Origin of the sequence: Oceaniradius stylonematis, assembly GCF_965223445.1 — a bacterium.
GTDB lineage: Bacteria > Pseudomonadota > Alphaproteobacteria > Rhizobiales > Rhizobiaceae > Roseitalea > Roseitalea stylonematis.
Genome location: NZ_OZ244994.1, coordinates 908,382 through 929,463 on the forward strand (window position 1 = coordinate 908,382; position 21,082 = coordinate 929,463).

19 protein-coding genes and 2 pseudogenes are annotated in these 21,082 nt (G+C 64.8%); 15 read left to right on the top strand and 6 right to left on the bottom strand.

Going from position 1 to position 21,082, the window contains the following annotated elements; genetic code table 11:
• Nucleotides 1-14 precede the first annotated feature (14 nt).
• Nucleotides 15-275 carry a ribbon-helix-helix domain-containing protein gene (locus ACOQOU_RS04520; RefSeq protein ID WP_109766392.1) on the top strand — a complete coding sequence of 87 codons (261 nt, stop codon included), beginning with the start codon at nt 15-17 and terminating at the stop codon, nt 273-275.
• On the opposite strand, the gene ACOQOU_RS04525 is transcribed toward ACOQOU_RS04520, so the two are convergent.
• The 3 genes from ACOQOU_RS04525 to ACOQOU_RS04535 form a co-directional block, all read right to left on the bottom strand.
• Complete coding sequence (locus ACOQOU_RS04525) at nt 229-4,041, bottom strand: AsmA family protein (protein WP_306025719.1); 3,813 nt, start codon at nt 4,039-4,041, stop codon at nt 229-231. The two genes, ACOQOU_RS04520 and ACOQOU_RS04525, sit on opposite strands and share 47 nt — an antisense overlap.
• A gap of 105 nt (nt 4,042-4,146) precedes the next feature.
• Nucleotides 4,147-5,556, bottom strand: coding sequence for an FAD-binding oxidoreductase (locus ACOQOU_RS04530; RefSeq protein ID WP_306025718.1), 1,410 nt, complete (start codon nt 5,554-5,556; stop codon nt 4,147-4,149).
• Nucleotides 5,516-5,971 carry a DUF2267 domain-containing protein gene (locus ACOQOU_RS04535; protein WP_346433272.1) on the bottom strand — a complete coding sequence of 152 codons (456 nt, stop codon included), beginning with the start codon at nt 5,969-5,971 and terminating at the stop codon, nt 5,516-5,518. Before ACOQOU_RS04535 ends, ACOQOU_RS04530 begins: the two co-directional genes overlap by 41 nt.
• A 140-nt stretch (nt 5,972-6,111) precedes the next feature.
• On the opposite strand from ACOQOU_RS04535, the gene ACOQOU_RS04540 reads away from it, so the two are divergent.
• The 6 genes and pseudogenes from ACOQOU_RS04540 to ACOQOU_RS04565 all read left to right on the top strand — a co-directional run bounded on the left by ACOQOU_RS04540 (nt 6,112) and on the right by ACOQOU_RS04565 (nt 11,755).
• On the top strand, nt 6,112-6,621 hold the full coding sequence (locus tag ACOQOU_RS04540; RefSeq protein ID WP_281004548.1) for a thioesterase family protein: 510 nt from the start codon (nt 6,112-6,114) through the stop codon (nt 6,619-6,621).
• Entirely contained in the window at nt 6,618-8,255 is a 1,638-nt protein-coding gene (locus tag ACOQOU_RS04545) for a chloride channel protein (RefSeq protein WP_306025716.1), read from the top strand. The genes ACOQOU_RS04540 and ACOQOU_RS04545 overlap by 4 nt, the downstream gene beginning before the upstream one ends.
• A 208-nt stretch (nt 8,256-8,463) precedes the next feature.
• Nucleotides 8,464-9,307, top strand: a pseudogene (locus ACOQOU_RS04550) (ATP-dependent helicase); the annotation flags it as partial.
• A gap of 149 nt (nt 9,308-9,456) precedes the next feature.
• Nucleotides 9,457-11,067: pseudogene (locus ACOQOU_RS04555) on the top strand (ATP-dependent helicase); the annotation flags it as partial.
• A 42-nt stretch (nt 11,068-11,109) separates the two neighbouring features.
• Nucleotides 11,110-11,361, top strand: a complete 252-nt coding sequence (locus tag ACOQOU_RS04560) for a hypothetical protein (RefSeq protein ID WP_109766398.1) — start codon at nt 11,110-11,112, stop codon at nt 11,359-11,361.
• Nucleotides 11,345-11,755, top strand: coding sequence for a PIN domain-containing protein (locus ACOQOU_RS04565; RefSeq protein WP_109766399.1), 411 nt, complete (start codon nt 11,345-11,347; stop codon nt 11,753-11,755). Before ACOQOU_RS04560 ends, ACOQOU_RS04565 begins: the two co-directional genes overlap by 17 nt.
• On the opposite strand, the gene ACOQOU_RS04570 is transcribed toward ACOQOU_RS04565, so the two are convergent.
• The 3 genes from ACOQOU_RS04570 to ACOQOU_RS04580 all read right to left on the bottom strand — a co-directional run bounded on the left by ACOQOU_RS04570 (nt 11,739) and on the right by ACOQOU_RS04580 (nt 14,042).
• Nucleotides 11,739-12,659 (bottom strand): diacylglycerol/lipid kinase family protein, encoded by a 921-nt coding sequence (locus tag ACOQOU_RS04570; RefSeq protein ID WP_109766400.1) that lies wholly within the window; start codon nt 12,657-12,659, stop codon nt 11,739-11,741. The two genes, ACOQOU_RS04565 and ACOQOU_RS04570, sit on opposite strands and share 17 nt — an antisense overlap.
• Before the next feature lie 8 nt (nt 12,660-12,667).
• Nucleotides 12,668-13,108, bottom strand: a complete 441-nt coding sequence (locus tag ACOQOU_RS04575; RefSeq protein ID WP_306025811.1) for a CreA family protein — start codon at nt 13,106-13,108, stop codon at nt 12,668-12,670.
• 142 nt (nt 13,109-13,250) lie between these two features.
• Nucleotides 13,251-14,042, bottom strand: coding sequence for a DUF2189 domain-containing protein (locus ACOQOU_RS04580; protein WP_196780392.1), 792 nt, complete (start codon nt 14,040-14,042; stop codon nt 13,251-13,253).
• Nucleotides 14,043-14,229: 187 nt separating this feature from the next.
• Between ACOQOU_RS04580 and ACOQOU_RS04585 the strand changes: the two genes are divergently transcribed.
• The 8 genes from ACOQOU_RS04585 to ACOQOU_RS04620 all read left to right on the top strand — a co-directional run bounded on the left by ACOQOU_RS04585 (nt 14,230) and on the right by ACOQOU_RS04620 (nt 21,073).
• Nucleotides 14,230-15,111, top strand: coding sequence for an ImmA/IrrE family metallo-endopeptidase (locus ACOQOU_RS04585; RefSeq protein ID WP_306025714.1), 882 nt, complete (start codon nt 14,230-14,232; stop codon nt 15,109-15,111).
• Nucleotides 15,112-15,257: 146 nt separating this feature from the next.
• Nucleotides 15,258-15,434 (top strand): hypothetical protein, encoded by a 177-nt coding sequence (locus tag ACOQOU_RS04590; RefSeq protein ID WP_306025713.1) that lies wholly within the window; start codon nt 15,258-15,260, stop codon nt 15,432-15,434.
• A gap of 50 nt (nt 15,435-15,484) precedes the next feature.
• Complete coding sequence (locus ACOQOU_RS04595; RefSeq protein ID WP_306025712.1) at nt 15,485-16,366, top strand: IS1 family transposase; 882 nt, start codon at nt 15,485-15,487, stop codon at nt 16,364-16,366.
• 234 nt (nt 16,367-16,600) lie between these two features.
• The gene (locus tag ACOQOU_RS04600) at nt 16,601-17,332 is read left to right on the top strand and encodes a hypothetical protein (protein ID WP_306025711.1); all 732 of its coding nucleotides are present in this window, start codon (nt 16,601-16,603) and stop codon (nt 17,330-17,332) included.
• A gap of 59 nt (nt 17,333-17,391) precedes the next feature.
• Nucleotides 17,392-17,556 (top strand): hypothetical protein, encoded by a 165-nt coding sequence (locus ACOQOU_RS04605; protein WP_158585278.1) that lies wholly within the window; start codon nt 17,392-17,394, stop codon nt 17,554-17,556.
• A 109-nt stretch (nt 17,557-17,665) separates the two neighbouring features.
• A complete protein-coding gene (locus tag ACOQOU_RS04610) occupies nt 17,666-18,238 on the top strand; it encodes an SCO family protein (RefSeq protein ID WP_109766401.1) in 573 nt (190 codons plus the stop codon).
• Nucleotides 18,239-18,344: 106 nt separating this feature from the next.
• On the top strand, nt 18,345-20,189 hold the full coding sequence (locus tag ACOQOU_RS04615; protein WP_109766490.1) for a cation:proton antiporter: 1,845 nt from the start codon (nt 18,345-18,347) through the stop codon (nt 20,187-20,189).
• 11 nt (nt 20,190-20,200) lie between these two features.
• Entirely contained in the window at nt 20,201-21,073 is an 873-nt protein-coding gene (locus ACOQOU_RS04620; protein ID WP_109766402.1) for a 50S ribosomal protein L11 methyltransferase, read from the top strand.
• Nucleotides 21,074-21,082 lie beyond the last annotated feature (9 nt).

Below are 21,082 nucleotides of genomic sequence, written 5' to 3' on the forward strand. Positions count from 1 at the left end.
GCGTCATCCATCCCATGGCTGTCCGCAAGCGCTCGGTCTCCATTTCAGGCCACCGCACCAGCTATTCCGTCGAGGACCCGTTCCAGGATGCGCTTCAGGCGCTGGCGGAAGATGAAGGCCTGTCGCTCGCCAGGCTGATCGCCCGCATCGATGCGCAAAAGCCGACCGATTCCAACCTGTCCTCTGCGCTGCGGCTATTCGTGCTGGATGCGGCGATTGCCGGCCGGCTTACTGGCCCAATCCCTCGATCAGCGAACGAACCGCGTCCTCGCTGAAGTCGATGCCGGGCGCGGGTGCGGCAGGCTCCCCGGAAACGGGCGGCAGCGGCGCGCGCACCACGCCGTCGCCGTCTATGGTCCCGGGCGCCGGCATGGCGGTATCGGCAGGCTGGACGGTCTCTTCGGGCGCGCTTTCGGCCGTCGGCGTTTCAGGCGGCTCGGCGAGAAGCGGCGCGGGCGGCGGCGCCGGCGCATTGATCCGCTCGATTGCCGCAGCTTCCGCTTCGGCGGCCCGCCGCGCCTCGATCGCCGCAAGACGCTCGTCGGCGATGGCGCGCAGCCGGCTCTCCTCGCGCATTGCATTGTCCTCGGCGCGCAGATAGCGCGCATATCGCAATTCGCGCCGCATGCGCTGGCGCTCCAGAAGGCGTGCCTGCAGCCGCTCAATGCGCGCCTGTTCGATTTCGAGCGCGCGCTGCGTCAGATAGGCGGTCACCGGCTGATAGCCGATCTCGGCGGCAAGCGTGTCCGCTTCGCCCGGGCCGAACGACAGATCGACCGCCGGCGCCATGCCGGCGATCGCCTCGGCGCCCGGATCGAGCGTCACGGTCAGCGCGCCGGCCGGCGCCCGTTCGATGAGATCGAGCGTCACATCGCCGGTCAGCCGCAGCCTGCCGTCTTGGTCGCCGACGGAGAGATTGGCGGCGCGCGCCACACCGCCGGTGACCGTCAGCGGGGCTTCGGCCGCGCCCAGCCCGGTCTGCCCGGCAAACAGCGCCTCGCGCACGACCGCTTCGATCTGCGCCGGCGTGATGCCGAATCCGATCGCGTCGGCGCGTGAAACGATCGCCGAAAACGCGTCGGGGTCGAGCCCCTCCACCATGATATTGTCCACGGCGACGACGCCCGTCCCGGTCAGCGATCGCCCAAGATCCCAGAACGTGCGGCCGCCACCGGTCAGCGACAGCGCCAGATCGGCCGTACCGGTAACCGGCACAGGCACCGCCACCAGATCGCCGAGCGCAAACGCCGCAAGCTCCACCTCCCCGCCGAGGCTCACCGCGCCGCCGGCATTCTGCACACGCATCGTCGCTGCGAACTGGCTGTCCTTGCCTGAAAGCGCGGTCATGTCCTGCACCGTGGCCATCCCGCCGTTCATCACCAGCGTGCCGTCGGCCTGTTCGAGCGTCAGGGGGCCGGCGAACAGCCGGTCCGCCGACCAGTCCAGATTGACCGCGACGCCGTCATAGATCGGCGCGCCGAAGCCCGTATCGGCCCCGATCGCATCGACGTGACCGGTCAGAAGCCCGGCAAGCAGCATCGCATCGAATGCGCCCAGATCGAGCCGTCCGCGCAGCGACCGGCCAAGCAGCGCGTCGTCCAAAAAGGTCAGTGCGCCGGCCATCCCGGTGCCCGCGACGGCGCCTTCCAGTTCATCGAATTGCCATTGCGTACCGGCCCTGCCGATGGTGGCGGAAAGATCGAGCGGCGTGCCAAGCCCGGTGCCCGGCAGCACATGGCCAAGCGCCGACAGCCACGGTTCGGCATCGGACAGCGCGAGCACCGCATCGCCGGCGAAATCGGCGCCGTCGCGCGTGCCGTCAAAGTCCAGCCGGTCGGCGCCGGAGGTCGCGGTCAGCGACACCAGATCGTCGCCGCCCTCGGCGCGCCGCAGGGTGATCGCCACCTGACCGGAGGCGCCAAGACCCACCGTCGCGCCATCGGCGACCGCGGGCACGATGCCGGCAAGCGGCAAAAGACGCAGCGCGTCGTCATGGGCGACCGAACCGTCGACGGCCAGCCGGTCGATCCCTTCGGTCGCGCCGGTGTCGGCGAGGTTCGCCTGTGCAAACACGTTGGCGCCGCCCAACATGCCTGAAAGGCTTGCCGATGCCTCGGTTCGGGCGCCACCGTCGGCGGTGCGGGCCGAGCCGACCAGCGTCAGTTGCATGTCGGCAACCGCCGCCGGATCGCGTTCGGCGACGCCGGCCAGATGATCGAGCAGTTCGTGGCCGGTGAACCGGCGGGCAATGCCGGTGAAGAACGGTGCGCCGCGCGCGCCGATCACGCTGACATCGAAAGCCGCCGCCAGATCGCCTGCGCCCAACCGCTCGACGGAACCGGCCCCCGTCACCGACGCGCCGAAGACGCCGGTCGCGACCAGCCGGTCGATCTCCGTGCGGAGGCCGCGCGTGCGGATTGCGGTGTCGAGCTGCTCCAGCGTGATCCCGCCCGCATCGACGTCGCGCAGATCGAGCAACAGGTCGACATCGTGCCCGGCAAGACCGCCCCCGCCCTGCCCCGCGCCGAACACGCTCGCCATCGCATCGAGCGTCGGCCGGCCGATCGTCTCGCCAGCCAAGGTGACCGACAGATAGGGCGTCGACAGCGCGCCGCCGCGCCGTGCGATGCGTCCCGTCAGCTGCGTGCCGCCGATGATCAACTCGACATTTTCGGCAAGCTGGCGCTCGGCGCCCAGCGTCACCCGCGCGCTCAACCCCGCGCCCGGCAATTGCCGGATCGCCTCGTCCACATCGCCTGCCAGCCAGCGCGCAAGGCCGGAAGGCTGGCGTGAGGCAACCACCAGATTGCCGGCGAACGATGCTGTCTCCATCGTCTCGCCCGGGCGCGGCAGCGTCAGAACGCCGTCGGCTTCCAGCGCGGTGCGGCCCGGAAACTGGGCGTCGAGCCGGTCGATCCGCCAGCGCCGCCGGTCCGCATCGCGCGGCTCGGGCCGGGCAAGCACCTGAACGTCGCGGATGGTCGTGTCGCCGGCGACGATCGCCGGCAGGTCGAGATTGACCGTGCCGGGCACTGCGGGCAGCGGCAGGCCGGCCAACATCGCGTTGATCGCCGCCATCCGCTCGGCGAGCCCCGCCGCATCGCCTTCCGCGGCTTCCGCACCGGTGGGCACGTTGACCTGGGTGCCGCGCGCGTTGAGCGTGTAACCGGGCTTTGTGCCGCCGAACACCGATGCCGTGCCGGTGATCACATAGGGGTCCGCCGGATCGCCGAAGGCCGCGCGATATTCGGCGACATCGAGCCGCCGCGCCGTGGCGGCGAAATCGCCGTCGACGCGATAGGTCTGGTCGATGCCGTGGGGCATGAGCGTCAGCCCGCCCGCATAGACCATCTCGCCGCTGTCGGCGTCGGGTGCGATGCGCCCCTCGGTGACGATGCGCACTAGCTGGTCTGGCAGGTTGGCGGCAACCCGCAGCGAAAACCCGTCGCGTTCGAGCGTCCCGGTTCCGATGGTGAATTGCGTGTTCAGCGTATCGATGCGCGCGGTACCCTCGGCGCGCCAGGGCCCGAAAAAGCTGTTGGCCGAGACCGCCATGTCGATGCCCGAGACGGTCCAGCGCCGCTCGTCGAACGGGTCGAGCACGACCAGCCGGCCATTGCTGATCGCCGCGTTTTCAAGCGTGATCTGCGCCGGATCGATCGGGCCTGTCTCGGGCAATGGCCAGATCGGCGCGCCGGTCTCGTCCAGCGTGACGGTCATGACGGGGTCGGCGACACGCAGATCGAAGATCAGCACTTCGCCGGACAGAAACGGCGCCAGTTCCGCATCGAAGGAGAATTCGGCGGCGGTGATCAGTGGCGCCTCGGGCGGGCCGACCTCGACATCGGAAAAGCTGACCGAGGGAAAGGGCAGGATGCGCGCGCTCGCCTCGCCGGCCACGCGCACCGGCTGGCCCAGCAGCCGTGACGCCTCTGCCTCGAAGCGCCCCTTATAGTCGGACCAGTTGACGAACAGCGGCGCCAGAAGCGCGGCGAACAGCACCGCGACGATCAGCCCTCCGATCACAACGAAAAGGCGCAAAGTGCCGTTTCTCCTGCGCTTTCAAGCCAGCGTGCCCCGGGGTCAGGGCGGCATGCGCCTGTTGTCGGGCCTCAAAGCGACAAGATCAAGACGCAGGGCGCGCCGTCACAGACGCAATATCTTGCCGGGGTTCATGATGTTGTCTGGATCGAGCGTCCGCTTGATCGACCGCATCACGTCGACCGCGCCGCCCATCTCCATCTCGAGGAAAGCCATCTTGCCCTGGCCGATCCCATGCTCGCCCGTGCAGGTGCCGCCCATGGCCAGCGCCCGCAGGTTGAGCCGCTCGACGAAACTTTCCGCGGCGGCGATCTCCTCCCGGCTGGTATCGTCGATCAGCAGCAGCACATGGAAATTGCCGTCGCCCGCATGGCCGACGATGGGCGCCACCAGATCGTGCTCGGCAATGTCGGTCTCGGTATCCACGATGCAGTCGGCAAGCTGCGAGATCGGCACGCACACATCGGTGGAAATGCCCTTGGCACCCGGTCTCAGCGTCAGCGCCGCCCAATAGGCATCGTGGCGCGCCTGCCACAGCTTGGAGCGGTCCTCCTCGTGCGCCGACCAGATGAACGGTCCGCCGCCCAGATCGCCGGCGATCTCGCCGAAGGTTTCGGACTGTTCGGCAACGCCCCGTTCGGTGCCGTGGAACTCCAGAAACAGGCAGGGACCGACCGGCAGATCGAGCGAGGCATAGTCGATGATCGCCTGCATCTGCAGCGTGTTGGCCAGTTCGATGCGCGCCACGGGCAGGCCCATCTGGATGGTCGTGATCACCGCCTGGACCGCCGCCTCCAGCGTCGGAAACGGGCAGACGCCGCCGGTGATCGCCTCGGGCTGTCCGGCGAGCCGCAACGTCAGTTGCGTGATGATGCCGAGCGTGCCTTCCGAGCCGATCATCAGCCGCGTCAGGTCGTAGCCGGCCGAACTCTTGCGCGCCCGCTTGGCGGTGGTGATCTTGCGGCCACTGGGCAACACGACATCCAGCGAGATCACATTGTCGCGCATGGTGCCGTAGCGCACCGCATTGGTGCCCGAGGCGCGCGTCGCCGCCATGCCGCCAAGGCTGGCGTCGGCACCCGGATCGATCGGGAAGAACAGGCCGGTGTCGCGCAGATGGGTGTTGAGCTGCTTGCGCGTGACGCCCGGTTCGACCACGCAGTCGAGATCCTCGGCATGCACTTCGATGATGCGGTTCATCTGGCTGACATCGATCGAAATGCCGCCGCCGGGCGCGTTTACCTGACCTTCGAGCGATGTGCCCGTACCGAACGGAATGATCGGCACCCGGTGTGCCGCGCACACTTCGACCGCCGCCTGCACATCGTCGGCCGATTGCGCGAACAGCACGCCGTCCGGCATCTGCGCGGGAATGTAGGTCGTCGTGTGCGCATGCTGGCCGCGCAGCGCCGTGCCGGTCTGGAACCGCTCGCCGAAGCGCTGCTTGAGGATGCCGAGCACCAGCGCGATGCCGTCATCGTTGCGCGCCACCCGCGCCAGATCCTTCAACGCCATGTCCGTGCTCCCAGAACGTCCGTGCGTCAGGTGACAGCTTGGCCATGGCCTTGTCAAACCGGTCGCCGTCGGCGTGACGCCGCAGCGTGGCGGCAACCAGCGCGATCGAACCATGCGGCGCGAAATTGTGGTCGGGACGCAGAGCGCGCACCTCCGCCTCCAGCGCATCGCGCGCCGGAAAGTCGGCGCTGTGTTCGCTTGCCGTCCAGCCGGCAACGAAGATCGCCCGCAAAACGGCTGGCAACGCGTCGGCGAAGACGAGCACCTCGTCGGGCCCGAGACGACGGCGAAATGCGAGCAGAACCGCCTGGACGACGGTGTAGGTCTGGTTGCGCGTCGCAAGGCCGAGCGCGTCGCCCGAATCGGCCAGGAACGCATCGAAGCGCTGCGTGGCGAGCTGGTATTCCTGCGGCATGGGCATTGTCGGGCAACGGGCTCGTGTTAACAGTCTGCATCAAATTTGGGCGATCACCTTGCCGCGATGCGCTGAGACCGTAATGTGGGAGCCGGTCGCAAACAAGCGGCCCGAGTCGCAGGAGGCGGCCGGAAGTCGCGGTGGGCAACGCAGACAGTCACACAACGCAGTTCATCAGTCCGGTAGCGGGTATCGAGCCCGGCTGGATAGACTATAACGGCCATCTGAACATGGCCTACTATCTGGTCCTGTTCGACAGAGGCTATGACGTCGTCGCCGACCATCTTGGCATGGGCGCCGAATATGCGCGAACCCGCCGGATGACCACCTATACGGGCGATGCGCGGATCGCCTATCTCAACGAGGTGCACCGGGACGCCGATCTGGTCACCACCTACCAGATCCTCGATCACGACGAAAAGCGCATCCATGCGTTCCAGGAACTGCGCCATGCCGGCGACGGCAAGGTTGCCGCCACCTGCGAAACGCTGACGCTGCATATCGACATGGGAGGGCCGAAAGTCTGCCCCTTTCCGGCCGACGTGATGGAACGCGTTGCAGCGCTGGCGGCCAGCCATGCCGGCTTGCCGGTCCCCGACGGCGTCGGCCGGCCGATCGGCATAAGGCGCCGGCCGAAGGTGGCGCCATGACGCCCGTCGAGCGCCTGCGCTTCTGGGCCGATGTGATGTGGCGCTGGGTGCGGCCGAACCTGCGCACCTTCCGGGAAACCCGCACGCCGAAACTGTGGCTCTTGTCGCTGATCATCGGCGCGGCCGTGGCGGTCGCCGCCGTCATGTTCCGCGAGGCGATCGGTCTTGTGCAATATTGGTGGCTGCGCAACACCACCGAACAGACGCTGACGGCGGCGCAGAATGTCGGCTGGTACTGGGTGCTGGCCGCGCCCATCGTCGGCGGTCTGGTGGTCGGCCGGTTGCTGGAGCGGGTTTCGGCGCGCCGCGCCGGCAATGTCGCCGACGTGATCGAGGCGCGCGCGCTGACCGGCCGGCCGCTCGGCCTGCGCGACGGGCTCTGGTCCGCGGCGATTTCGGCGATCTCGCTGGGTTCGGGCGCCAGCGCCGGCCGCGAAGGACCCGTCATCCATCTGGGCGCGACGCTCGCCTCGGTCATCGCATCTCGCCGCAAACTGCCCGAATGGTGCGCGCGCACGCTTCTGGCCTCGGGCGTCGCGGCGGCGATCTCCGCCTCGTTCAACGCCCCGATTGCCGGCGTCCTGTTCGCCCATGAGGTGATCCTGCAGCACTATTCGATGCGGTCCTTCGTGCCGATCGTCATCGCCTCGGCCGTCGGCTCGGTGATCTCGCGCATCTGGTTCGGCGAGGCGAGCGCCTTCATCATCCCGGACTACCAGATCACCTCCTATTGGGAGTTTCCCGCCTTCGCGCTTCTGGGCGTCGTCGCCGCGCTCGTTGCGATCGCATTCCAGTTCGCGCTGTTTTCGGCCGACTATGTCGCCCGCTCCGTCACCATTCCCCTGCGCTACAAGCCGGTTGTCGGCGGCGCGATCATCGGCGTCATGGGCATCTTCTTTCCGCACATTCTGGGCGTCGGCTACGAAGTCACCGACAAGGTGCTGTGGAACCAGCTGCCGCTGTCGCTGCTGATCATGCTGATCGTCATGAAGACGGCGGCGACCGCGATCACGCTGGCGGCGCGGTTTGGCGGCGGCATCTTCTCGCCGGCCATCTATCTGGGCGCGCTGACCGGCGGCGCCTTCGGGCTGATCGCCGGCTCGGCCTTCCCGGACATGGCTTCGTCCGAGGGGCTTTACGCGATCCTCGGCATGGGCGCGGTGGCCGGCGCGGTGCTGGGCGCGCCGATCTCGACGACGGTGATCGTCTTCGAGCTGACCGGCGGCTACGCGCTTTCGATCGCGCTCCTGCTGACGGTGGCCATTGCGCACGGCGTCAACCAGGCGGTGCACGGCCATTCCTATTTCCACTGGCAGCTCGAAATGCGCGGCCTGTTCGACCATCAGGGGCCGCACCGGCAATTGATGCGCACGAAGAAAGTCATGGATTTCATGGATGTCGTCGCCGGGGACGCCGGACGCGAAACCATCGATCCCGACAAGGACACGCCGGCGCTCAAGCCCGGCGACACGCTCGAACATGCGCTGCGCCAGTTCGATTCCGGCGGCCATGCGCGCCTGCCGGTGGTCGATCCGCGCGATCCGACGACGATCATCGCCTGGGCGACCCAGGTGCGCGCGCTCAGCTATTTCAACAAGGCGCTGATCAAGGCGAGCGAGGAAGAGCATAAGTAAGGGCCCCCGCCTCCCCCTTGAGGGGAAGCACACGAGACCAAGCGGAGCGATGGTCGAGTGGGTGGGGGTATCAATTGTCCGAGGCATCCGAACAAGACCCCACCGGGCTCTGTCTCGCTTGGCTCGCCAGTCGCCGACCTCCCCTCAAGGGGGAGGTGGAGACCAGCGCCGCTTCCTTTCGCCCCCCAAATCCCTACATTGCGAATCAATGAGCAATCCGTTCGACGATATTCCCTTCGACGACGCCCACGGCGCGGCGCCCGCGCCAAAACCGGCAGGCGGCGGCTCGGGCATCGCCGCGCGCGCCATGGGCGCCCGGCAGCAGCCGGACTATCTGACAGGCCTGAACCCCGAGCAGCGCCGCGCCGTCGAAACCACCGAAGGCCCTGTTCTGGTGCTTGCCGGCGCGGGCACCGGCAAGACGCGGGTCCTGACCACACGCATCGCCCATATTCTCGCCCAGGGGCTCGCCTGGCCAAGCCAGGTGCTGGCCGTCACCTTCACCAACAAGGCCGCCCGCGAGATGAAGGCACGCATCGGCCTTCTGGTCGGCGGTGCGGTCGAGGGCATGCCGTGGCTCGGCACGTTCCATTCGATCGGCGTGAAGATGCTGCGCCGCCATGCCGAGATGGCCGGCCTGAAGTCCGATTTCACCATCCTCGACACGGACGACCAGATCCGGCTCTTGAAGCAGCTCATCCAGGCCGAGGGGCTGGACGACAAGCGCTGGCCGGCGCGCCAGTTCGCGATGATGATCGACGGCTGGAAGAACAAGGGTTTCGGCCCCGCCGACATTCCCGAGGGCGACGCGCGCGCTTTCGCCAACGGCAAGGGCCGGGAACTCTACACCGCCTACCAGAACCGCCTGAAGACACTGAACGCCTGCGATTTCGGCGACCTTCTGTGCCATCCGATCCGCGTCCTGAAGGCCAATCCCGACGTGCTCGCCGAGTATCAGCAAAAGTTCCGCTACATCCTCGTCGACGAGTATCAGGACACCAACACCGCGCAATATCTGTGGCTGCGGCTTCTGGCGCAGCGGCGGGTGAGCGCCCCCACCTCCCCCTTGAGGGGAGGTCGGAGAAGCGAGCAAAACGAAGCTGATCCGGGTGGGGGTGACATGGGTGCCGATACCCCCACCCGGCTCGACACTGTCTCGCCGACCTCCCCTCAAGGGGGAGGTGGAAACGCTGCACCGCCGAATATTTGCTGCGTCGGCGATGACGACCAGTCGATCTATGGCTGGCGCGGGGCCGACGTCGACAACATTCTGCGCTTCGAAAAGGATTTTCCGGGCGCCACCGTCGTCAAGCTGGAACGCAACTACCGCTCGACCGCTCATATCCTCGGCGCCGCCTCCCACCTGATCGGCCACAATGAAGGCCGGCTCGGCAAGACCCTGTTCACCGACGCAGCCGACCCGGACGACCCCAAGGTCAATGTGCATGCCGCCTGGGACTCCGAGGAGGAAGCGCGCGCCGTCGGCGAGACGATCGAGCGCCACCAGCGCGACGGCAACAATCTCAACGACATGGCGATCCTCGTGCGCGCCTCCTTCCAGATGCGCGAATTCGAGGACCGCTTCGTCACGCTGGGGCTCAACTATCGCGTCATTGGGGGCCCGCGCTTTTACGAGCGCATGGAGGTGCGCGACGCGATGGCCTATTTCCGCGTCGTCTGCCAGCCTGCCGACGATCTGGCCTTCGAGCGCATCGTCAACACGCCCAAGCGGGGCCTCGGCGATGCCTCGGTGCGTCTCGTGCACGATTACGCGCGCAGGAAGGGCATGCCCATGCTGGCCGCCGCCGCCGAGATCGTCGCCACCGAGGAAATGAAGCCCAAGCCGCGCGCCGCCCTGCGCGGCGTCGTCGAGAACTTTGCCCGCTGGCAGGAACGGCTCGACAGCACGCCACACGCCGAACTGGCCGAGACCATCCTCGAGGAAAGCGGCTACACCGCCATGTGGCAGGCCGACCGCTCCGCGGACGCGCCGGGACGGCTGGAGAATCTCAAGGAATTGGTCCGCTCGATGGAAGAGTTCGAATCCATGCGCGCCTTCCTCGAACATGTCTCGCTGGTCATGGATGCCGAGCAGAACGAGGACATGGACGCGGTGTCGATCATGACGCTGCATGCGGCCAAGGGGCTCGAATTCGACACGGTTTTCCTGCCCGGCTGGGAGGAAGGCCTGTTCCCGCACCAGCGTGCCCTCGACGAAGGGGGCCGGTCGGGCCTCGAGGAAGAACGGCGCCTCGCCTATGTCGGGCTCACCCGCGCCAAGCGCAACTGCCACATCTGGTTCGTCTCCAACCGGCGCATTCACGGCCTGTGGCAGTCGACCATTCCCTCGCGCTTTCTCGACGAACTGCCGACGGACCATGTGGACGTTGCCGAACCGCCCACCTCCTATGGCGGTCATGGCGGCTACGGCCAGTCGCGCTTTGACCGCGCCGATACGTTCTCGACCAGGCGCGAATCGCCCGGCTGGCGCCGCGCGCAGGCCAACCAGACCGAGGCGACGCGCGGCAATTGGGGCTCGCGCTCGGGCATCGCCGTGGAGCGCATCGGCTATGGCGAGACGGATTCAGGCTTCGGCGCCGGCAAGGGTTCGGTCAAGGGCCGGGTGATCGAGGGCGAGCTGATCGCCAAATCCGTCGCCGACGAGCCCTCCGCCTTTGCCGTTGGCGACCGGGTGTTCCACCTCAAGTTCGGCAATGGCAACATCACCGCCATCGAGGGCAACAAGCTGACCATCGCCTTCGACAAGGCCGGCGAGAAGAAGGTGCTGGACGGGTTCGTGGAGATGGTGTGAGGGTCACTCGCTGTCACTGTGAAACTGTGATACTGTGTCGACATGAAGAATGTGACCATATCGCTGGACGATGATCTCTACCGCCGCGCCCGCATCCTTGCCGCCGAGGAGGACACGACGGTGACCGCTATGGTGCGCGCCTATCTGGAGGAGAAAACGCGGCAGAAGGATGAGTTCGAGCGGTTGTTGAAGTTGCAGGAAGACCTGCTGGCCACCGAGACAGGCCTCGACCCCGCCGAAAACCTCAGCCGCGACGAAATCTATAGCGAAAAGGGTGATGCCCGCTTTCGTTGACACCAATGTGCTGATCTACGCCATTGTCGGCGAGGAACATGAGCGGGCAAAAAGGCATATCGCCAGAGACATGCTTCGCCGTGACGATCTCGTGTTGTCCTACCAGGTCCTGACCGAGTTCTGTCACCAGGCGACGCGCCGAAACCGGTCAGGGGCGCTGACACCGGAAAGAGCGTCGCAATATGTACGGGCGTTTTCGCGCTTCCACATTGTGCCGGGAACGACAGACCTCGTGCTCACCGGCCTCGAACTGCGCCGCACCACCAACTATTCCATGTGGGACTGCATGATCATCGCTGCGGCGAAAGCCGGCGGCTGCGACACGCTGCTGAGCGAAGACATGGATCACAAACGTAACGTCGCTGGCGTCACTGTCGTCAACCCGTTTGCGTGACGCCCGGCGGCACCTCCGGCGCCAGCACCTCCAGGGCCCCCGGATCGATCCGGATATCGACCGGGCTGCGCATTTTCACCAGTTCGCCATCGATTGCGGCACGGATCGTCCCGCGCCGGGTCAGCCTCAGCGCCGTCGCCGTCGTTTCCGAAACGAACGGCAGCTCCTGCCAGCTGCCCGTCTGGATCGCCGCGGCCAGCCTTGCAACATGCGCCGAACCGCGTGACCGGATGGCGTAAACGCCAAGCACGCCCTCATCGAGCCGGTCGGCGAACGGCAGATGCCCCGGCCCGAGCCGGTTGTTGGAGACAAACAAGGCGGCCATCGCGACCGGCCGCTCCACACCGTCCTGGTCGAGCCAGAGCCGCACGCGCGGCGGCCTTGCGATCAGGCGCAGCGCGGCACGCGCCGTACCCACCAGCTTGCCCAGCCGGGAGCCGTACTTCACCCGGTCGCGGTCGGCGATCAGCTCTGGATGAAGACCCAGCGAGAATTCGTGGATGAACGGCCGGTCGTTGGCATATGCGATGTCGACTTTGCGCACATCGCAGCCCGACAGCGCTTCGGCGGCGGCAAACGGATCGACCGGCAGGCCCAGCGAGCGGGCAAACAAGTTCATGTTGCCGCCCGGCACCACCGCCAGCGCCTTGCCGTGGCGGACGGCAAGCCCCGCCGCGAGCGATACCGTGCCGTCGCCGCCGGCCGCCAGCAGCCCGTCGGTCGTGCGGTCGGCGGCTGCCTCGCGCAACGCCTTGGCGGCATCCTTGTCCTGATCGCTGAAATCGATCCGGTGGCCCTGCGCCGCCAGCGCCTCGGCGATCCGCGCCTTCAGGGCGTCGATCTCCACGGACTTGAGCGTCGACGCGCCCGGATTGATCACGCCGGCGAAGGACAAGTCCCTCATCGCTGCGTCTACTCCGGCGCGCCGTTGGCCCAGGTCACGTCCTGACCGTAGAGCGGAACGGTCGACAGGCTCATCTTGGCCGAGCCTTCCTGCACCTGGCGTGAATGGGACAGGTAGATCAGCGTTTCGTTCTGCGCGTCATAGATGCGCTTGACGACGAGCTGCTTCCAGATGATCGAGCGGCCCTCGCGGAAAACCTCCTCGCCATCCTCGTCCAGCGCGATGTCGCCGATGGTGATCGGGCCGGTCTGCCGGCACGCGATCGACGAGTTGGACGGGTCCTCGAACCAGTTGCCCTGCTGCAGCCGGTCGATCAGGCCGCGCTCGAAATAGGAGATGTGGCAGGTCACGCCCTGAACATCGGGATCGTTGATCGCGTCGATGATGATGTCGTTGCCGAACCAGTCGACGCCCACCTCGCCGACCTGTTCGGCGGCGGCCGGCGCCATGGAGGCGACCGCCGCTGCAAGAACGGCCCCGCATGACAGGGCAACAATCTGCGGACGAAAGAACATGGCAAACCTCTTTGTCATCTGTGGCAAACGCCACGGTCAGATGGAGGGTTCCCCGCGCCGGTTCAATGCCCGCTTTCTATTGCACCGCCTTCTTGTAGATGTGCCATGTGGCGTGGCCGAGCACCGGCAGAGCCACCAGAAGCCCCAGGAACACCGGAATCATCGCGGCGATCACCATCAGCGTGACGATGACGCCCCAGCCCAGCATGACCATGGGGCTTGCCGCCACTGTCTTCACCGAAGTGATCATCGCTGTGACGAAATCGACGTTGCGGTCGAGCAGCATCGGGATCGACACCACCGTCACCGAAAACAGCACCAGCGCCAGCACGGCGCCGACCACATGGCCGATGGCGAGAAACAGCCAGCCCTCAGGCGTCGTGAAGACGACATCGGTGAACCGCTCGAGCGTCGAAAACGACATGCGTCCCAGGATCAGCGCGATCAGCAGCCGCACCTGGTACATCCAGATCCAGAAGATGAACAGGACGACGAACGCCATGAACGCCAGTTCGCGCTTGGACTGAAAGCGGATGACCGACAGGATTTCGTTCCAGGCCAGAGGCTCGCCCGCAGAAAGGCGCCGGCTGACTTCATAGAGCCCGACGGCGGCAAACGGCGCGATCAGCGGAAAGCCGATCGCCACCGGATAGATCATCCAGGGCATGTCCCAGACGAACAGCGACTGGGCGATCAGAAGGCCGCCGATGACGTAGACGCCGGAAAAGAAAAAGCCGAACAGAGGCGCTTTCAGAAAATCGGCATAACCGGCATTGAAGGCTTCGCGAATGTCCTTGGCGGTCAACGTGTTGACGGCCGGCATTGTGCCGGCAACGCCGTTGCCATTGTCCGTTTTCGTGGTCGACATGGCGTCCTCCCTGCCAGTCTGTGGATCGTAGGTCTCCCAACCGACCGACCCGGCGCGATCATGCCCGCCCTCGCCTGCCGAAATCAAGCATAACCGGCGCCCGCCGCCGATTTGCGCGCAATCCCCGCCGGGTAGTGTCTCAGTTTGAAAATAGGCGGGGTTGACGATGCTGCCCAGGTATCGCCGAATGGTCGCGCGGGCGCTCATGAGAACGGCCTTCGTTGTGAATTATGGGAATTTGCCCTATATTTCCGGCAACGGGCGCGATTTCGAATCACGTCCGCTTTGGCCGTTTGGCCGAAGGAAAGGCGGCGATCGTGCCGCGCTTATGAAAGGAACAACAGATGCCAAAGGGGCCGAGGGGCGAGAAGCGCCCAGCCGATCTGATCGGAATGTCGGTCATGGTCGGCAAGATCGCCACGGGCGAGATCGAGGACAATCAGAAATCGGGTCGTGTCAACTCAGGCAAGGCCGGAGCGAAGGCGCGCGCGGAGAATCTCAGCGCGGAAGAACGCAGCGAGATTGCGCGCAAGGCGGCGAACGCGAGGTGGGGGTGATGGTAAAACCAGACTTCGACCGATGCAGTCGTGAAGCAAAAAAGCTTCTCAAGAAGTACCACTTCAGCAAGCCGCCAATCGACCCGGAGGCGATTGCTGAAGGGGAAGGGCTTCGAGTTCTTTACGCTGATTTTGAATATCCAGATAATGAGAACGTGTCTGGATTTTTCGACATGAAGAAGAATAGTATTTTCGTCAATAACGAAATTTCGGATAATCGAATTACGTTTACGATTGCGCACGAGCTTGCGCATAATGTACTACACCAAGAATATATTCGATCCCAGAACTATGTTCCAATGCCAAGGAACAATAACTATCCGAACGGAAAACCGAAAGAGGAGACAGAGGCTGATCAGTTTGCAGCAAATTTACTTGTACCTCTGAATATGTTAAAGAAATACAAGGAGTTTGCCAGCGTCAGAGAGCTTGCGGGCCTATTCTTTGTTTCCGAGGACACGATACGTTTTCGCCTTGACGTATTGCGAAGATATCCCTCACTCGCCGAGTAGTCATCTTGAGCGTAAAGGTTCGTTCCGGAACTGAGACGGAAACCTCCGATCGAAAAGAAAGGGGCGTTTCCGCTGCCGAGGCAGAGCGAGTCGAGTTAGATGGTAGGAGGAAGTTCTTTCAACTGAGGTCCAGTTGGTCAAACTGGATGATCGGTTGGATTACGGCGCTCATTGCCTTCAATGTGATCTTGACGCTTTTGGTAGGGCTGGGCTGCTTGGATTTTACCAACTATCAATGGTTCGTTACTGCAGTAACGATTGAGACATTTTTGCAGATTGTCGCGTTGGGGGCTATTGCCGTGAAATATCTGTTCTCTGACTGATAATGAAAATAATGCTTGATATTGAGCGATAAGTTCAGTATGAAATGGGTATGGCAAACGTCCTACCCACTGCAAAGCGCGCTCAAATCCTTCACATGCTGGTAGAAGGGAATTCCATGCGAGCCACGTCTCGGATGGCCGACGTTTCAATCAACACCGTGTCGAAACTGCTTGTCGATGCTGGCGAGGCTTGCGCCGAGTATCACGACAAGACGGTTCGCAACGTCAAAGCCGAGCGCGTCCAGTGCGATGAAATCTGGTCGTTCGTTGCGGCCAAGCAGAAAAACGTCGAGACGATGAAAGAGCCGGTGGACGGTGCCGGCGACGTTTGGACGTGGACCGCGCTTGATGCTGATAGCAAGCTGATCGTGTCGTATCTGGTTGGCGGGCGCAGCGCTGAATACGCGGACGCGTTCATTGCAGATGTTGCCGAGCGGCTGGCCAATCGTGTGCAACTGACGACAGATGGTCATGCGGCGTATCTTGAAGCGGTCGAAGGCGCGTTCGGTGCGGACGTGGATTTCGCCCAACTGGTCAAGCTTTACGGCACAGCGCCGGATGCCGCGAAGGGCCGCTATTCACCGGCAGAGTGTATTGGTGCTCGCAAGACGCCCGTCGAAGGCGATCCCGACGAAGCGCATATCAGCACGTCCTACGTCGAGCGCATGAACCTGAACATCCGCATGGGCAATCGCCGCTTCACACGGCTGACCAATGCGTTTTCGAAGAAGATCGAAAACCATCTGCACATGCTGTCGCTCTATTTCGTGCACTACAATTTCTGCCGGATGCACAAGAGCCTTCGCATGTCGCCCGCAATGGCTGCTGGCGTGTCCGACACGCTGCGCGATATGGAATGGATCGTCGGGCTGATCGACGCGCGTGCGCCTAAGCCAAAACGGCCGAAACGCTATAAGCGCAATGCCGACTAGTCAGGGCCGGGTCGCCCCCCCCAAATTTCCGCCATTCGAAAGGCCGCGTCCAGCGATAAGGCTTTGCCAAGAACCGATATGCCATTCACGTTTGGCGCGTCATTAGATTCAAAAAGGAAGTAACCGCTAAACCCAAGGTGCTCAGCCCCAGCGTCAATTATTGTTTGACGGGCGAGTTCTGCGATATGAATACTGCGGTGGTCATCAATCGCATATGATGCAAGGATTCCATCCATGGCGCGTCAACCGGCAACCGAACGGACGGAACCTAGAATATCAGTAAACGATTTGGCGCTGTTCATGGTGTCCTCCGAAACTGCGCGAATCGGCATCATTCGACGGGCCAAATTTCCGCAAGCACCACCAATAATCCGTTACCGGGACGCGCGGCGATCCATCTGTGCCTACCTAGCAGACCAGAATCGCTCAGTGAATCATCTCCTGGTTGTAGAAGATACGTTGCGGCAGCGCATAGATGACCCTTCTACCAGCCCTTTGATGCGAGATGATGCCGCCCATTCGATTGACGTGCTCCATGCAGTTCAGGGCATGCAAAACCGACTTGCAGGATACGACTTCCGGGTGGCGCCGACGCAGCAAGCCCCTCTACATCTTGGCGGGGTGACTGTTTCGGTGCGAGCAGATTTGCTTGTTCATGGCGCGTCGCGCGGCGTGGAGCAAATTGGATCGGCCCTCCTGCGAATGACCATGGACGATGCAGACAGCGAAGTTGCGCGAGATCGACGCCGTAATATGGGGCTCTACGCAGCTACGCTCGCCAGACTTCATACCGATCAAAACATCACAACCAACCGCGATCCGGCTAATCGGCTCTGCATGTCCATCGACATTCAGCACGGAGAGGTTTTCGTCGCGCCCAACTCCAACACGCGGCGCACCAATGACCTCGGCAGTGCGTGCCAAATGATCGCTGCGATCTGGCCGACGATAACAAATTCAAACTGAGACACTACCCCCCGCCGCCCGCGCTGGCCATTCCGGTCTCGTCTTGCTAGTCTGGAGCCATGGACGCAACCGCCCCCAGCCGGCCCAAGACCGCCCTTTTCGCCCCGGTCGCCATCACCGCCGCCATCCTCGCGGCGGGGCTTTCGGGTGTTTACGCGGTTTCGGACCGGGGCGCGGCGCTTTTCGTCGCGCTGATCGAAACCGGAATGGCGTGGTGCTTCTGACGCCTCACGGTCGGAATTGACGCCGCCGCCTGCGCGCAAATGCGCAGGTGAAATCGGGGCGCCGCGTGCGTAAAAGGACGGCATCCATCCCCGAACATGGACCCGTCCGATGCGTTATCTGTTCGCCGCCCTTGTCGTTGCCCTTGGCATCGCGCTGTTTGCGCTGACCTTCTCGATCGTCAACCAGCGCGAACCCGATGCCGCCTATGGCGTGCCGTTCGCGCTCGTGGACCAGGACGGCGCGCCGATCACCGAGGCCGCCTTCAGGGGGCAGCCGACCGCGCTCTTTTTCGGCTTCACCCACTGTCCGGAAATCTGCCCGACCACGCTTTACGAACTGGACGGCTGGTTCGCGCAGCTGGGCGAGGAGGGCGCCGACATCGACGCCTATTTCGTCACCATCGACCCCGAGCGCGACACGCCCGAACTGCTGGGCGACTATGTGGCCTCGGTCACCGACCGGGTGCGCGGCATCAGCGGCGATCCCGATGCGGTGCGCGAGATGGCGCGCGGCTTCGGCGTCTATTTCAAGCGCGTCGAACTGGACGATGGCGACTATACGATGGACCACACCGCCTCGATCTTCCTGCTCGATTCGGCTGGCGCCTTCCGCAAGACGATCGCCTATGGCGAAAACCCCGATACGGCAGTCGAAAAGCTGCGCGACCTTGCCGGAACCTGAGCTTTGTGCAGGCTCCAGGGAACCGACAGGCCTCTGGGCGGTTGACGTTGGCGCACAAGCTGCCATGTGATTGGCTGGCGCCACGCTGCGCGGAAGGGACATCCGCTTGGAACTGATCGCGATGAAGATCGCCGCCATCGGCGCGGCAGGCATTGCCGCCCAGTGGCTGGCTTGGCGGCTGCAACTGCCGGCCATCGTGCTGCTTCTGGCCGCCGGATTTGCAATGGGGCCGGCCACCGGTCTCATCGATCCGGTCCGCGACTTCGGCGAGATCTACAAGCCCGCGGTCGGGCTCGCCGTCGCGATCATCCTGTTCGAGGGCGGGTTGACGCTCAACTTCCGCGAGATCAGGGAAACCTCCCAGACCGTCCGGCGTGTGATCTTCCCCGGCGGGCTGTTCGTCTGGATCGGCGCGGCGCTGGCCGCCCACTATGCCGGCGGGCTGAGCTGGCCGGCCGCCATCATCCTGGGCGCGGTGCTGGTCGTCACCGGCCCAACCGTCATCATGCCGCTCCTGCGCTCGGCCAAGCTCAAATCCCGTCCGGGCGCGATCCTGCGCTGGGAAGCGATCATCAACGACCCGATCGGCGCGCTCTACGCCGTCGTCGCCTTCGAAGTGTTCCTGGTCTGGCAGGGCGCCACCAGCGCCGCGCAGATCGCCGTCGACATCGCGGTGGCCTTCGCCTTTGCCATCATCGCCGGATACGGGCTCGGGCGGGCGCTGGCCTGGGCATTCGGACGCGGCCATGTGCCCGACTACCTCAAGGCGCCGGTGCTGTTTGCCACCGTCATCGCCCTTTTTGCCCTGTCCAACCTGCTGCTGGAGGAATCCGGACTGCTGACGGTCACCATCATGGGCATCACGCTGGCCAACTCCAGGATTGCATCCCTTACCGAAGTGCGCCGCTTCAAGGAAACCGTGACGATCCTGCTGGTCTCGGGCCTGTTCATTCTCCTGACCGCAGCGCTCGACTGGCCGACGATCCGGAGCCTCGACTGGGGCGCGGCGGCCTTCGTCGCCCTGCTTCTGTTCGTCGTGCGCCCGCTGGCCGTCTTCATCGCCACCATCGGCAGTCCGCTGAGCTGGCAGGAACGCCTGCTGGTCGGCTGGATCGCGCCGCGCGGCATCGTCGCCGTTGCCGTGATCGGCCTGTTCGGCACCTCGCTCGTCAATCTGGGGATCGAGGACGGCACCAAGATGATCGCCTTCACCTTCGCGGTCGTCGTCGCCTCGATCATCCTGCACGGCTTCTCGCTCGGCCCCCTCGCCCGCCGGCTCGGTCTGCGCTCGACCGAGGAGCCCGGCCTTTTGATCGTCGGCGGCTCGCGCTGGACGACCGCGCTTGCCGGCAAGCTGCACGAGATGGACGTGCCGGTCCGGATCTCCGATCCCAACTGGAACCATCTGAGCGAAGCCCGCTTTGCCTCGATCCCCGTCCATTACGGCGAGATCCTGTCGGAGCACGCCCACCACCATCTCGACCTGAACCGCTATGGCGCCCTGCTCGCGGCGACCGATAACGACGCCTACAACGCGCTTGTCTGTACCGATTTCGGACCCGACATCGGCCGCACCAACATCTTCCAGATCGGCGACCACAGCCAGCGCACCGAGCGCCAGACGCTCAGCTTCACGCTGGGCGGCAAGCAGCTCTTTTCGCCCGGCCTCGAAATTCACGAACTCGACCGGCGTGTCAGGCAGGGCTGGACCTTCCAGTCGACCCGGCTGACCGACGAGTTCACCCATGACGATTTCGTCGGCACCCGGTCGGTCGACACCCGCGTGATCCTGTGGCGCAAGCCCGGCGGCCGGCTTGTCTTTGCCGCTGCGGCCGCCGACCAGAAGCCGCAGAAAAACGACGTCATCCTGTCGTTTGCCCCGCCGCGCCCGAAAAAGGATGTGCCGGCGGCCAGTACGGCCAAGCCCGTTCCCGATCTTCCCGACGCGTGACCCCAGCCCCGATGAGCCAGGTCCGCGTCCACTTCACCGCCGCAAAGGCCGTCGCCGAACCGATGTTCGCGGCGATCGAGGCGGCACTCGAGGATGAGGGTTGGCCGGTCGCCATCTCCGAAACAGGCGAAGACAGCGGAGTGTTCGAGGTGTCCGTCTATGTCGAAGCCGACCGGGCCGAGGCCGCACGAACGGCCATCGCCGGCTGTTTTGGCGCCGATGCGGCAACGCCCGACTTCGGCATGGAGGAACTGGGCGATATCGATTGGGTGCAGAAATCGCTCGAATGCCTGCCGGCGGTCGAAGCCGGCCGCTTCATCGTGCATGGCGGCCACCAGCGCGATGCGGTTCGCGCCGGCACGATCGGCATCGAGATCGAGGCGGGACAGGCCTTCGGCACCGGCCACCACGGCACGACGAGCGGCTGCCTGATCATGCTCGACCGGCTGATCGCCCGGCGCAAACCCGAAATCAGTCTCGATCTGGGCGCCGGCAGCGCGGTCTTGGCGATCGCCATCGCCAGGCTGGCGCGCGCGCCGGTGCTGGCGACCGATATCGATCCGGTGGCGACCCGCGTCGCCGCCGAAAATGCGCGGCTCAACGGCGTCCACGCGCTGGTGCGCTGCGAGACTGCGACGGGATTCGGCCACCGCGCTTTCGCCGAAACCGGCCCGTTCGACCTGATCGTTGCCAACATTCTGGCCCGGCCGCTCATGGTCATGGCGCCCGACATTGCCCGCCATCTGTCACCCGGCGGCGACGTCATCGTGTCGGGCATTCTCACCGAACAACGGTGGAAAGTGCTGGCCGCGTTCCGTCAGGCGGGGCTTTTTCACTGCCGCACAATCGAGCGCGCCGGCTGGGTGACGCTGCACCTGCGCTAGCGAAGTCCA